This window comes from Desulfosporosinus sp. BICA1-9, from assembly GCF_000802135.1.
This window is the reverse complement of sequence record NZ_JUEE01000250.1, coordinates 31,808-46,026: the sequence shown is the minus strand read 5'-3', so window position 1 is coordinate 46,026 and position 14,219 is coordinate 31,808. Positions and strand designations below refer to the sequence as shown.

General features: G+C 45.1%; 13 protein-coding genes and 1 other annotated feature. All 13 genes read left to right on the top strand.

Annotation, left to right across the window (positions count from 1 at the left end):
* Positions 1-98 precede the first annotated feature (98 nt).
* The 13 genes from rpmG (at position 99) to fusA (ending at position 14,216) form a co-directional block, all read left to right on the top strand.
* Positions 99-248, top strand: a complete 150-nt coding sequence (gene rpmG, locus JL57_RS31305; RefSeq protein ID WP_014901220.1) for a 50S ribosomal protein L33 — start codon at positions 99-101, stop codon at positions 246-248.
* An 84-nt stretch (positions 249-332) separates the two neighbouring features.
* Positions 333-554 carry a preprotein translocase subunit SecE gene (secE, locus tag JL57_RS31300; protein WP_034145786.1) on the top strand — a complete coding sequence of 74 codons (222 nt, stop codon included), beginning with the start codon at positions 333-335 and terminating at the stop codon, positions 552-554.
* A gap of 42 nt (positions 555-596) precedes the next feature.
* On the top strand, positions 597-1,124 hold the full coding sequence (gene nusG, locus JL57_RS31295; RefSeq protein WP_034145785.1) for a transcription termination/antitermination protein NusG: 528 nt from the start codon (positions 597-599) through the stop codon (positions 1,122-1,124).
* A gap of 32 nt (positions 1,125-1,156) precedes the next feature.
* A complete protein-coding gene (rplK, locus tag JL57_RS31290; protein WP_034145784.1) occupies positions 1,157-1,585 on the top strand; it encodes a 50S ribosomal protein L11 in 429 nt (142 codons plus the stop codon).
* Between the two features lie 80 nt (positions 1,586-1,665).
* Positions 1,666-2,358: a 50S ribosomal protein L1 gene (gene rplA / locus JL57_RS31285; RefSeq protein ID WP_034145783.1), complete on the top strand. Its 693-nt coding sequence runs from the start codon at positions 1,666-1,668 to the stop codon at positions 2,356-2,358.
* A gap of 48 nt (positions 2,359-2,406) precedes the next feature.
* Positions 2,407-2,539 (top strand) — a sequence feature (ribosomal protein L10 leader region).
* A 24-nt stretch (positions 2,540-2,563) separates the two neighbouring features.
* A complete protein-coding gene (gene rplJ / locus JL57_RS31280) occupies positions 2,564-3,091 on the top strand; it encodes a 50S ribosomal protein L10 (protein WP_034145782.1) in 528 nt (175 codons plus the stop codon).
* 56 nt (positions 3,092-3,147) lie between these two features.
* Positions 3,148-3,522 carry a 50S ribosomal protein L7/L12 gene (gene rplL, locus JL57_RS31275; protein ID WP_034145781.1) on the top strand — a complete coding sequence of 125 codons (375 nt, stop codon included), beginning with the start codon at positions 3,148-3,150 and terminating at the stop codon, positions 3,520-3,522.
* Between the two features lie 371 nt (positions 3,523-3,893).
* Positions 3,894-7,268 carry a DNA-directed RNA polymerase subunit beta gene (gene rpoB, locus JL57_RS31270; RefSeq protein WP_034145780.1) on the top strand — a complete coding sequence of 1,125 codons (3,375 nt, stop codon included), beginning with the start codon at positions 3,894-3,896 and terminating at the stop codon, positions 7,266-7,268.
* 26 nt (positions 7,269-7,294) lie between these two features.
* Positions 7,295-10,729: a DNA-directed RNA polymerase subunit beta' gene (gene rpoC, locus JL57_RS31265; RefSeq protein WP_034145779.1), complete on the top strand. Its 3,435-nt coding sequence runs from the start codon at positions 7,295-7,297 to the stop codon at positions 10,727-10,729.
* A gap of 65 nt (positions 10,730-10,794) precedes the next feature.
* On the top strand, positions 10,795-11,049 hold the full coding sequence (locus tag JL57_RS31260) for a ribosomal L7Ae/L30e/S12e/Gadd45 family protein (protein ID WP_034145789.1): 255 nt from the start codon (positions 10,795-10,797) through the stop codon (positions 11,047-11,049).
* A gap of 108 nt (positions 11,050-11,157) precedes the next feature.
* Positions 11,158-11,577 (top strand): 30S ribosomal protein S12, encoded by a 420-nt coding sequence (rpsL, locus tag JL57_RS31255; protein ID WP_034145778.1) that lies wholly within the window; start codon positions 11,158-11,160, stop codon positions 11,575-11,577.
* A gap of 50 nt (positions 11,578-11,627) precedes the next feature.
* A complete protein-coding gene (gene rpsG / locus JL57_RS31250) occupies positions 11,628-12,098 on the top strand; it encodes a 30S ribosomal protein S7 (protein ID WP_034145777.1) in 471 nt (156 codons plus the stop codon).
* Between the two features lie 39 nt (positions 12,099-12,137).
* Positions 12,138-14,216, top strand: coding sequence for an elongation factor G (gene fusA / locus JL57_RS31245; protein ID WP_034145776.1), 2,079 nt, complete (start codon positions 12,138-12,140; stop codon positions 14,214-14,216).
* Positions 14,217-14,219 lie beyond the last annotated feature (3 nt).

The following is a 14,219-nucleotide window of genomic DNA, read 5'->3' as shown; positions in this document are numbered from 1 at the left end:
AAGACTTTTCTCTTGACAGTGGAATTGTCTTATGATAAAGTATTTTGAGTAACCGATTAAAATACAGCGTCCTACCGTTGTCCGGGAGGTGTTCGTGAATGCGTGTTGGCATTATATTAGCGTGTACGGATTGCAAGCACCGTAACTATGCTACGATGAAGAATAAGAAAAATAACCCTGATCGCTTGGAAGCTCAAAAGTTTTGCAAGTTCTGCAAAAGCCATACTCTCCATAAGGAAACCAAGTAATTTTTTTTTGCAATGGTTTAAAGGTACGCCAGGAGGCGTTGTCACTGGTTGATGGCATCGATGTCGTGTTAAGGATGTGAAGTGATGGGCGAGTTGAAGAAATCGGCTAATGCTCAGCGTCAGAAGGAAAAGGCTGCGGAGTATTTCCGCGGGGTTTTGAGCGAGTTGAAAAAGGTTCATTGGCCAAGCCGTATGCAATTGCTCACCTACACAGGAGTTGTGTTCTTAGCGGTGACGATTGTATCCATTCTAATGTGGATTGTGGATAGTGGTCTAAGCGCGGTCTTGACCAAGCTGCTGCCCTAACTGGCGAGTTTCTGCGGCAGAGTCTGAGGAGGTCCCTGGGAAATGGCAAAAGATTGGTTTGTTATTCATACGTACTCTGGCTATGAGAACAAAGTTAAGATGAATCTTGAAAAACGAGTCGAATCCATGAACATGGAAGAAAAGATCTTTCGAGTACTTGTTCCGATGGAAGATGAAATCGAGTTCAAGAACGGAAAGCAGAAAATCACGAAGCGCAAAGTATATCCGGGATATGTACTCGTGGAAATGGAAATGACTGATGATTCATGGTATGTAGTGCGTAATACCCCTGGTGTAACTGGCTTCGTTGGAACTGGTACTAAGCCAATTCCATTGCTGGAAACTGAAGTAATCAAGATTTTGCAACAGATGGGAATGGACGAGATCCATACTCGGATTGAATTTGAGATTAATCAAAGTGTCCAGGTCATCGCGGGTCCCTTTAAGGATTTTGTTGGGGTAGTCCGCGAGATTCTTGCTGACAAAGCGAAATTGCGTGTTGAAGTATCCATGTTTGGGCGAGAGACTCCGGTTGAACTTGAATTCACACAAGTTCAAAAGCTAGATTAATAAGATTATCCTATCAAGGAGGTGTAATGACAATGGCGAAAAAAGTAATTGGGATGGTAAAATTAGCGATAACAGCAGGAAAAGCGACACCGGCACCTCCAGTTGGTCCGGCTCTAGGTCAGCATGGAGTCAATATTATGGGCTTCTGCAAAGAATACAATGAGCGCACAAAGGATCAAGCAGGTTTAATTATTCCGGTTGAGATTACGGTCTATGAGGATCGCTCCTTTACCTTTATTACCAAAACACCACCAGCCGCTGTGCTATTGAAGAAAATGGCTAACATCAATTCAGGCTCGGCTGAACCAAATCGCAAAAAAGTTGCAAGTCTTCCAAAATCAAAAGTACGCGAAATTGCGGACATTAAGATGAAGGATCTGAATGCAGCGAGTATCGAAGCAGCAATGCGCATGGTTGAAGGTACGGCGCGAAGTATGGGTATCGATATCGTTGAAGGATAAAGATAGTTCATGCTTCTAACAGTAGGACTAAATTAATTGTGGGAGGGCTTAGCCCGCATTACCACAAGGAGGTTAAAAGAATGGCTAAAGTTGGAAAAAGGTATCAGGAAGCTATTAAATCGTTTGAACGCGCGACACTCTATGAGCCTACAGAGGCTATAGAAATTGTGAAAGCTAACGCAAAGGCGAAATTTGACGAAACAGTTGAGGTTGCCTTTAAATTAGGCATTGATACCCGTCATGCAGACCAACAAATTCGTGGTGCAATTGTACTCCCGAATGGCACGGGTAAAACCCGTTCAGTTTTGGTATTTGCTAAAGGGGACAAGGCCAAGGAAGCAGAATTAGCTGGTGCAGATTTTGTTGGAGCCGAAGATATGATTGCGAAGATCGAACAAGGTTGGTTTGGCTTCGAAGTCGTTGTTGCAACTCCAGACATGATGGGTATGGTCGGTAAATTGGGACGAGTTCTCGGACCAAAAGGACTTATGCCAAACCCTAAAACTGGAACAGTTACCCCTGATGTAACTCGTGCGATCAAAGAGATTAAAGCTGGTAAGATTGAATACCGCGCAGAAAAGGCAGGTATCATCCATGCTCCGATCGGTAAAGTATCGTTTGGCACGGAACAACTATTTGAGAACTACCGTACATTAGCAGAAACTTTAGTGAAGGCCAAGCCTTCTGCTGCTAAAGGTCAGTTTATTCGAAGTGTTACAGTCACCTCGACAATGGGTCCTGGTGTACGAATTAACCCTCTGAAAGCACTCTAATAGTTTGTAGGTTCTTGACATTGTTTTGCAAGTAGGATATGCTTACCAAGATTTAAATACAGTCCGCTGTAGAAAGCAGGTGCCGTAAGGCTTAATGTCCTGCCGAGGTTGGAAGACTAGCCGATAGATACTTATTTGGCATTCTTAACCTCTGCAACAGCGGAGGTTTTTTGATGAGTTTATCAGAAGGAAGGAGGTACACAGAATGCCTAATTTTGAAGAAAAAGGTCTAGTTGTCTCGGAGATTAAGGAAAAGTTCCAGCAAGCTTCCGGAGTTGTCTTAGCAGATTATCGAGGACTGACCGTAGCCCAAGTAACGCAATTGCGTGCTCAACTGCGCCAAGCAGGAGTAGAGTATCGGGTTATGAAAAATACACTCGTGCGTCGTGCTGCTGATGAACTAGGGGTTGAAGGGCTCGATTCTTATCTTAAAGGGCCAACAGCGCTGGCTTTTAGTGCAGATCCTGTCGCTCCAGCTAAAGTGTTAATGGAATTTGCCAAAGTCAATAAACTGAAGAAATTCCAAATTAAAGCTGGTGTCTTAGAGGGGAAAGTAATTGGGCCTGAGGGTGTTAAAGCTCTAGCCGAACTACCATCCCGCGAAGTGTTGCTCACTATGGTTTTACGCGGAATGCAGGCTCCTCTTGTTGGTATGGTCAATGTTCTCCAAGGGCCGATCCGAAAAATGGGATACGCATTGGAAGAGGTACGCAAACTCAAGGAAGCTCAGTAATTTAATAATTTAAGTAATTTATAAAAAAGCTTCATAATATTAAGGGGGAAATAAAAATGTCTAAAGTAAATGAAATTCTCGAAAGTGTTAAAGGTCTAACTGTCCTCGAATTATCCGAACTCGTAAAGGCATTCGAAGTAGAATTTGGTGTAAGCGCAGCTGCTCCAGTGGCTGTTGCTGGTGTTGCTGCAGCTGCAGTGGCTGAAGAAGTTGAAGAGAAAACCGAATTCGACGTTATGCTCATGAACTGTGGAGCTTCCAAAATTGGAGTTATCAAAGTAGTACGTGAAGCAACTGGCTTAGGTCTCAAAGAAGCTAAAGATCTCGTTGACAATGCTCCAAAGGCAGTCAAAGAGAAAATCTCCAAAGATGAAGCAGAAGCTTTAAAGGCTAAATTAACTGAAGCTGGTGCGACTGTAGAAGTTAAGTAAGTTTAGTAATAGAGAAGGTACTCTCTCTTGGAGGGTGCCTTCTTCTTTGTTTTATTTCAATTAAAATGCTTCAAAATAATATGGTAAATTGAATGAAAAGAAGCTTAGAAATTACTTGACAACATACTCTGATTTTGTTATACTTTATAAATGTTACTATGGATAAATGGAATTTATTACTTAATCCATCCATGGTATGGCAATCAATGCAAGCATTAGATAATAAGGAGACATTATCTTTGAAATTGTCGGAATGATGGTGGAACATCATAAACAGTTAAGCGAGGTTCTTTTTAAGGCCTTGCTTTTGGCTGTATATGTCAATATATTATCCTCAATGAGAGAAAACCGCACTGAGGGGTGAAACGTACATGTTCTATCCTGTTAAGGTTGGGACGAGAGAACGCTGGAGTTATTCCAGAATTCGAGAAGTCCTAGACATGCCAAATTTGATTGAAATCCAGCAGAACTCCTATCGTTGGTTTCTTGATGAAGGGTTGCGCGATATGTTCCGCGATATTTCGCCGATTCAAGATTTCACAGGCAATCTCGTTTTGGAATTTGTTGATTATAGCTTAGGAGAAGCTAAATACCAGGTGGAGGAGTGCAAGGAACGTGATGTTACCTTTGCAGCGCCTCTGCGAGTAAAGGTGCGTCTGATCAACAAGGAAACTGGTGAAGTAAAAGAACAGGAAGTCTTTATGGGGGATTTCCCGTTGATGACAGACAAGGGTACCTTTATTATCAATGGAGCTGAACGGGTTATTGTCAGCCAACTTGTACGATCGCCGGGAGTCTACTATGCGGAACAAATTGATCCGAGCGGTAAGAAGCTCTTTGGAGCAACGGTAATTCCGAATCGCGGGGCATGGCTAGAATTTGAAACAGATATCAACGATAATATCTTTGTAAGGGTTGACCGGACTCGGAAATTGCCGGGAACTGTCCTTATTCGAGCTTTAGGATATGCCAGTAACGGACAAATATTAGAGTTATTTCATGATAACGAATATATCCGTGCAACCTTAGAAAGAGATAACTCAGAGTCAACCGAAGAAGCCTTGGTTGAAATTTACAAACGCTTAAGGCCGGGTGAACCCCCGACAGTTGACAGCGCGCGCTCACTTTTGGAAGCGCTGTTCTTTGACGCCAAACGCTATGATCTTGCGAAAGTAGGCCGGTATAAACTCAATAAAAAGTTAGGTTTGGATATACCCATGGATGTGCGTCACTTGACGCGTGGGGATATCATAGCCAGCGTCCAGCGGATGCTAGCCTTGATGAACGGAGAAGGTTCTAAAGATGATATTGACCACTTGGGCAATCGTAGGTTGCGCTCAGTAGGAGAACTTCTTCAGAATCAATTCCGTATTGGCTTGTCACGTATGGAACGTGTCGTGCGCGAACGGATGACGATTCAGGATGTCGAGGTCATTACTCCTCAAGTCTTAATCAACATTCGTCCTGTTGTGGCAGCAATCAAGGAGTTTTTTGGCAGCAGCCAGCTATCTCAGTTTATGGACCAAACAAATCCTTTGGCCGAATTAACCCATAAACGTCGCTTGAGTGCCTTGGGACCTGGAGGATTGAGCAGAGAGCGCGCTGGTTTTGAAGTGCGCGACGTCCATCATTCCCATTACGGGAGGATGTGTCCTGTAGAGACGCCAGAGGGTCCAAACATTGGTTTGATTGGTAGCCTAAGCACCTTTGGACGGATCAATCCCTATGGATTCATAGAAGCCCCTTACCGGATGGCAGATAAAGAGAACGGCAGAGTTACAGACGAGATCCATTATTTAACCGCTGACGAGGAAGAAAAATATGTCGTAGCACAGGCCAATGCACCACTTGATGCAGACGGTAAGTTTTTAGGAGAAAAAATTGACGGTCGTCATGGCCCTGACTTTGTTCATGTTTCGCCGAACCAGGTTGATTACATGGACGTATCCCCTAAACAAATGGTATCCATCGCCACGGCGCTGATTCCATTCCTCGAACATGATGATGCCAACCGGGCTCTAATGGGCTCTAACATGCAACGACAGGCAGTACCACTACTACGTACGGACTCTCCTTACGTCGGTACAGGCATGGAGTATAAAACAGCGAAGGACTCGGGTGTTTGTGCGATAACCAAACAAGCAGGGGTTGTGGAACGAGCTACTGCGGATGAGATTATTGTCCTTCGTGCTGATGGTACAACAGAGAAACATAAACTCCTCAAATATTCACGTTCTAACCAAGGGACCTGCATTAATCAGCGACCCATTGTCATGAAGGGGGAAGTGGTGGAGGCCAGTCAGATCATCGCAGATGGTCCATCCACAGACCATGGTGAACTGGCCTTAGGGCGTAATGTTCTGGTTGCCTTTATGACCTGGGAAGGGTATAACTATGAGGACGCAATCCTGATTAGTGAAAAGCTCGTCAGAGAGGATTATTACACCTCCATTCATATAGAAGAATATGAATCAGACGCGCGGGATACGAAACTTGGTCCAGAGGAAATTACACGTGACATCCCCAACGTCGGGGAAGATGTTTTGAAAGATCTTGACGAGCGTGGAATTATTCGGATCGGAGCAGAAGTTCGTCCCGGAGACATTTTAGTCGGAAAAGTTACGCCCAAGGGTGAAACTGAGTTAACGGCAGAAGAGCGTCTACTCCGCGCAATTTTCGGAGAAAAAGCGCGTGAAGTACGGGATACCTCCTTACGAGTGCCGCATGGTGAAGCGGGTAAAATTGTAGATGTGAAGGTCTTTACGCGTGAAAACGGCGATGAATTATCTCCTGGAGTCAATCAACTTGTGCGCGTTTACATTGCTCAAAAGCGAAAGATTTCAGTGGGTGATAAGGTAGCTGGTCGCCATGGAAACAAAGGGGTTATTTCGAGAATCATGCGTCAAGAGGATATGCCGTTCATGCCGGATGGTACACCGATTGAAATTGTACTCAATCCCCTAGGCGTGCCGTCGCGAATGAATATCGGTCAGGTTTTAGAAACTCACCTCGGTCGGGCGGCCAAGGCTCTAGGGATTCGAATCGCGACTCCAGTCTTTGACGGTGCCACTGAAGATGATATTTTTGAAACTTTAGAGAAAGCAGGTCTTTCAAGTGATGGTAAGACCGTCCTGTACGATGGTCGTACAGGAGATCCGTTCGACAGCAAGATCACTGTGGGCTATATGTATGTGCTTAAGCTTCACCATTTGGTGGACGATAAGATTCATGCCCGTTCGACCGGTCCTTACTCTCTCGTGACACAGCAGCCGTTAGGTGGTAAAGCACAGTTCGGTGGCCAACGCTTTGGAGAAATGGAAGTTTGGGCACTGGAGGCCTATGGAGCAGCATATACTCTGCAAGAAATTTTAACGGTAAAATCGGACGACGTCGTAGGACGTGTGAAGACGTATGAAGCGATCGTTAAAGGAGAGAATATCCCTGAACCAGGAATTCCCGAATCCTTTAAGGTTTTGATCAAAGAAATGCAGAGTTTGGGACTTGACGTTCGAGTCTTAGCAGCAGATGATCGGGAAATTGAGATTCATGATACCGATGAGGATATAACGGAAACCGCAAAGGAACTTGGCATTGATTTACATGAGGAACTTTTACTCCCCTCGAGTCGCATAGCTGGTAAACTAGAGGAGGAGGAAGAGCTCGCAGTCGACGATGAAGATCCGCTCGATGAATTAAATGTGGAAGTCCTAGAGGACGAAGATATAGATCTTGGCGATCTCAAATAGTCCCCGGACGAAAGGAGCGATATGGATTGCTAGACGTCAATAACTTCGACCGTATGCGTATTGGCTTAGCTTCTCCCGATATGATTCGTGAGTGGTCGTTTGGAGAAGTAAGGAAACCTGAAACAATTAACTATCGGACCCTAAAGCCCGAGCGAGAGGGATTGTTTTGTGAAAAGATTTTTGGTCCAACTCGAGATTGGGAGTGTCATTGCGGAAAATACAAACGGGTCCGCTATAAAGGCATTGTCTGTGATCGTTGCGGAGTAGAAGTAACCCGATCTAAGGTTCGTCGTGAACGGATGGGACACATCATACTTGCTGCACCGGTATCTCATATTTGGTATTTTAAAGGGATCCCGAGTCGTATGGGATTACTCTTGGATATGTCTCCTCGTGCCTTGGAAAAGGTCCTGTATTTTGTCTCCTATATTGTGACAGACTCAGGCGATACGTCCTTGATGAAGAAACAACTTCTAACCGAAACAGAATATAGAGAATATCGTGATAAGTATGGGGATCGTTTCCGGGCAAGCATGGGAGCGGAAGCAGTTAAACAGTTGCTCGAAGAGATGGACTTAGATAAACTGAACGACGAGTTGCGCTTAGAATTAAAAGAAGTTTCTGGTCAACGTAAGATCCGGGCAATTCGTCGTCTAGAGGTTGTCGAGGCTTTCAAGTCTTCGGGAAACCGTCCCGATTGGATGATCATGGATGTAGTTCCAGTAATTCCACCAGAATTGCGACCCATGGTTCAGTTAGATGGTGGTCGGTTTGCTACATCTGACCTTAATGACCTTTATCGCAGGGTAATTAATAGAAATAACCGCCTAAAACGTCTTCTGGATCTTGGCGCACCTGATATTATTGTCAGAAACGAGAAGCGGATGCTCCAAGAGGCAGTTGACGCCTTGATTGATAATGGACGTCGCGGACGTCCAGTTACGGGTCCAGGAAATCGACCACTTAAGTCCTTAAGTGATATGTTAAAAGGTAAACAGGGGCGTTTCCGGCAAAACCTCTTAGGAAAACGGGTCGATTATTCAGGACGTTCTGTTATCGTGGTCGGACCAAATCTTAAACTTCATCAGTGTGGACTTCCCAAGGAAATGGCTTTGGAACTTTTCAAACCCTTCGTCATGAAAAAACTGGTCAATGAGGGACATGCTCATAATATCAAAAGTGCAAAACGGATGGTTGAGAGGGTACGTCCAGAAGTGTGGGATGTTCTCGAGGAAGTAATTACTGATCACCCGGTTCTTTTGAATCGTGCTCCAACCCTTCACCGCTTGGGCATTCAGGCCTTCGAGCCAATCTTAGTCGAGGGTCGAGCCTTACAGATTCACCCGTTAGTATGTACTGCCTACAATGCGGACTTTGACGGAGACCAGATGGCAGTTCACGTTCCACTCTCGGCAGAGGCTCAGTCCGAAGCTAGGCTGTTAATGTTATCTGCGCACAACATTCTAAACCCTAAAGATGGACGTCCAGTCGCCACTCCAACTCAGGATATGGTCTTAGGATCCTATTATCTAACGATGGAGCGACCAGGTGCTTTTGGAGAGGGAAAAATATTTAAAGATTATGATGAAGCAGTTTTAGCTTATGATACAAAAGCTGTTCACTTACAGGCTAGTATTAAAGTTCGCCGCGACGGGAAACTATTAGAGACGACCGTTGGACGATTAATTTTCAATTCCGTCATTCCTCCTCAAATAGGCTACTTCAATGAAGTCGTCGGTAAAAAAGGTCTGGCCGACATCGTTGCCAAAACCTACCGTAAGGCTGGATATGAAGCGACGGCTAGCTTATTAGATGGATTGAAGAGCCAAGGATTCAAATTCTCCACCCGGGCGGGGATGACCGTCGGTTTGACGGACATTACCGTTCCCAAGGAGAAGACAGAAATCCTCACCAAGGCTGATTTAGCGGTGGCTAAAACTGAGCAGCAATATCGTCGGGGTTTGATTACGAACGAAGAGCGCTATAATTTGGTCATCGATACATGGGCTAAAGCTACTAAAACAGTAACCCAAGCCTTGATGGATACTCTTGATGAGTTTAACCCGGTCTATATGATGGCGACGTCCGGTGCCCGTGGTAATATTCAACAGCTCAGACAATTAGCAGGTATGCGGGGACTCATGGCAGATCCGTCTGGACGTACTATTGAGTTACCAATTAAGGCAAATTTCCGTGAGGGATTGACAGTCTTGGAGTACTTCATTTCTTCACACGGTGCACGTAAAGGTCTTGCGGATACTGCTTTAAGAACTGCTGACTCAGGTTATCTGACCCGTCGTCTCGTCGATGTGTCACAAGATGTGATTGTTCGCGAAGAAGACTGCGGAACTTTAACCGGCATTATGGTTGAGGATATTAAAGATGGTCCGGAAATTATCGAACCTTTGGTAGATCGTCTTGTGGGACGCTTTGTACTTGAAAACTTGCTCCATCCTGAAACTGGAGAAGTACTGGCCACACCTGACACCGAAATAACCGAAGAACAGGCCATCGAAATTGCCAACACGAATGATTCAGCCATCATTCGTTCCGTTCTCACCTGTAAGTCGCGCTATGGAGTATGCAAGAAGTGCTATGGTCGAAACCTTGCAACTGGCCGACCAGTAGAGATGGGCGAGGCGGTCGGGATTATTGCAGCACAATCGATTGGTGAGCCTGGAACACAGCTGACAATGCGTACCTTCCATACTGGTGGGGTAGCAGGGGATGATATAACCCAAGGTCTTCCAAGGGTAGAAGAACTGTTCGAAGCTCGTAAACCAAAAGGGCAAGCGATCATTTCGGAAGCCATCGGTAAAGTATCCATCAGTGAAGTTAAAGGACGGCGTGAAGTTGATCTCCTGACTGAAACAGAAGAGCATATTATCTATACAATTCCTTATGGTTCACGCCTCTGCGTTAAAGAAGGTCAGATGGTTGAAGCCGGGGATGAGTTAACAGAAGGAAGCATCAATCCCCATGATATGCTCAAAGTCAAAGGTCAACGCGGAGTCCAAGTCTACCTATTAGGCGAAGTACAACGTGTCTACCGACTTCAAGGGGTCGATATTAACGACAAGCATATCGAAGTGATGGTACGCCAAATGTTGCGTAAGGTAAAAATTGATGATGCCGGGGATACAACCTTACTTCCAGGCGGCCTGATCGATGTCTTCGATTTCCAAGACGAGAACGCCAAAGCGATTGCTGGAGGTGGGGAACCTGCAGTAGCTCATCCGGTTCTTTTGGGAATTACCAAAGCTTCTCTAGCAACTGATTCATTCCTCTCGGCGGCCTCTTTCCAAGAGACAACCCGTGTTCTCACAGAAGCGGCCATCAAAGGGAAAGTTGATCCATTACTCGGCCTGAAAGAGAATGTGATCATCGGCAAATTAATCCCAGCTGGAACGGGCATGTTGAGGTATCAAAATATTAAAACTTTGGAATCTAAGCTGACTTAATTATTGACACCTTAGACCTCAAATGCTAAACTACTATAGTGTGATTAAGGGGGGAAAGCATTTTGGTGCTTGATGAAACCTTCAAACATGCCAAAAAGAAGACGGTTGGGTTAAAACAAACTCAACGTGCCTTGGATAAAGGGCGAGTTAAACGTGTTTTTATAGCAAAAGATGCTGAGACGCATGTCCTTCGACCCATCCTTGAGTGGTGTGACAATCATCATATCGAGCGTACTGACGTTCCTACGATGAAGGAATTAGGTAAAGCATGTGGGATAGATGTGGGCACTGCCGTAGCGGCTATCTTAGAAGATTCGTAAAGCGTTTAATTAATAGCTGGAACACATAAGCGGATTTTGGAATTGCTTGTAAAATGCTGCTGCAAGCAATTCCTTGTATATTGATTTCATTAGAAAGGAGGCGGAGACATGCCGACAATTAACCAACTCATCCGTAAAGGACGTAGTTCAATCGAGCAAAAATCGACAGCTCCAGCTTTACAGTGGGGCTATAACTCCCTTAGACGTAAGCAATATCCATCAGGAGGATCCCCTCAAAAACGAGGAGTCTGTACAAGGGTTTATACTACAACTCCTAAAAAGCCTAACTCTGCACTTCGTAAGGTAGCTCGTGTGCGCTTGACCAATGGGCTTGAGGTAACCACTTATATTCCGGGAATCGGACACAATCTGCAAGAGCACTCCGTGGTTCTGATCCGCGGTGGTCGTGTTAAGGACATCCCAGGTGTACGCTATCACGTTATCCGTGGAGCTTTGGATACAACTGCTGTTCAGAAACGAGCACAAGGTCGCTCTAAATATGGTGCAAAACGACCGAAAAAAGCCTAAGTTTAAGCTTATGCTGATGATCGGAAATACGATAAAAAGGAGGGAAAATTATGCCACGTAAGGGATATGTTGCAAAACGAGAAGTTCTGCCTGATCCGATTTACAAGAATCAAATTTTAACCAAGTTTATTAATCAGATTATGTTAGATGGTAAAAAAGGAACGGCAGAGGCTATTTGCTATAGCGCCTTTAATATGATTCAGGAAAAGTCTGGTAAAGATCCACTTGAAGTCTTCTCCACTGCCCTGAAAAATGTTATGCCAGTCTTAGAAGTAAAGGCTCGCCGTGTTGGTGGTGCGAATTATCAAGTCCCCATTGAAGTGCGTGCAGAACGTCGTACGACTCTGGGTCTTCGTTGGCTTGTTGCCATGGCGCGTAAGCGCGGTGAAAAAACAATGCAAGAGAAGATCGCTGGAGAGTTACTTGATGCCTCTAACAACACTGGTGGTTCTGTCAAGAAGAAAGATGATATGCATAAAATGGCCGAGGCCAATAAGGCTTTTGCGCATTACAAATGGTAATTTGATGCATACTGACTTTGACAGAAAGGGTGAATCACAGTGGCAAGAGCATTTTCACTAGACAATACGCGCAATATAGGAATTATGGCGCACATTGACGCCGGAAAAACAACCGTCACAGAACGAATTCTTTTCTACACCGGACGTGTGCATAAAATTGGCGAAGTTCATGATGGCGCAGCGACCATGGACTGGATGATCCAGGAGCAGGAACGTGGCATCACCATTACGTCTGCTGCTACAACCTGTGAGTGGAGAAATAATCGCGTTAACATTATCGACACACCAGGGCACGTGGACTTCACTGTGGAGGTCGAACGATCTCTGCGCGTTCTTGATGGCGCAGTGGCTGTGTTTTGCTCCGTTGGCGGGGTAGAACCTCAATCCGAAACTGTTTGGCGTCAAGCAGATAAATACAAAGTTCCGCGTTTAGCTTTTATTAATAAAATGGATCGTTTAGGGGCTGACTTCTTCCGCGGTGTTTCAATGATTAAAGACCGCTTAGGAGCAAACCCTGTTCCAATTCAGTTACCGGTTGGTAGTGAGGAAAACTTCAAAGGGATTGTCGATCTCGTCTCTATGACAACGACTATCTATACTGACGACTTAGGCAAGACCGAAGAGCACAATCAGATCGCGGATGACTTAGTCGAAATGGCTAACGAATATCGTGAGAAATTAATTGAAGCTGTCGCCGAAACAAGTGAAGAACTCATGATGAAGTATCTTGAGGGAACAGAAATCACTGAACAAGAAATTCGCGAAGGTATACGCCGCGGAGTTATCGGGAATAAGTTCATCCCAGTTCTGTGTGGATCTGCTTTCAAGAATAAAGGTGTACAGCCGCTCTTGGATGCGGTGGTGGACTATATGCCTTCCCCACTAGATGTACCACCTATTAATGGAGTGCATCCTGATACGGGAGAGGAAGATCATAGGACAGCTTCTGACTCTGAACCATTTTCGGCGTTGGCCTTCAAGATCATGTCTGACCCATTCGTTGGTAAGTTAGCGTTTTTCAGAGTATATTCGGGTGTGTTGAGTGCAGGATCTTATGTCTATAACTCAACTAAAGGCAAGAAAGAACGTATTGGACGGATACTCCAAATGCACGCCAATCACCGTGAGGATATTCAAGAGGTTCGTTCAGGAGACATTGCTGCCGCAATTGGTCTGAAAGACACTACAACGGGTGATACTTTATGCGATGAGAAGACTCCTATTATTCTTGAAAGAATGGTCTTCCCTGAACCGGTTATTCACGTGGCTATCGAGCCTAAAACTAAAGTCGACCAGGAAAAAATGGGCGGCGCACTCTCTCGTCTTGCGGAAGAAGATCCTACCTTTAAAATGCATACGGATACTGAAACAGGACAGACGATTATTGGGGGGATGGGTGAACTCCATCTTGAGATTATCGTTGACCGTTTACAGCGGGAGTTCAAAGTACAATGTGATGTAGGACGTCCACAAGTTGCTTACAAAGAAACCATTCGGAAGACGGTCAAAGCCGAAGGAAAGTTTGTTCGTCAGTCTGGTGGACGTGGACAATACGGTCACTGTTGGGTTGAACTTATGCCACTTGAACCCGGAAGCGGCTTTGAATTTGTCAACAAGGTGGTCGGCGGCGTTATTCCTAGGGAGTATATTAACCCGATTGGTGCCGGTATCCAAGAAGCCTTGCAAAATGGTATTCTGGCCGGATATCCAGTTCTTGATTTACGGGCAACCGTTTATGATGGTTCTTACCACGATGTTGACTCTTCAGAAATGGCCTTTAAAATTGCCGGATCCATGGCATTTAAAGCTGGAGCACTGAAGGCAGACCCTGCGATCATTGAGCCAGTCATGAAAGTAGAAGTGACTGTTCCTGAAGAATACATGGGAGATGTCATCGGCGATATTAGCTCGCGCCGAGGACGGATTGAAGGAATGGAAGCGCGTGGCAATACTCAGGTTGTTAGGGGATTTGTTCCACTTTCTGAAATGTTTGGTTATTCAACCGACTTGCGTTCCGCAACTCAAGGACGTGGAGTCTATGTGATGCAATTCGATCACTATGAGGAAGTCCCCAAAGGCATCGCTGATGGCATTATTGCCAAGCGCCATGGGTCATAGGCG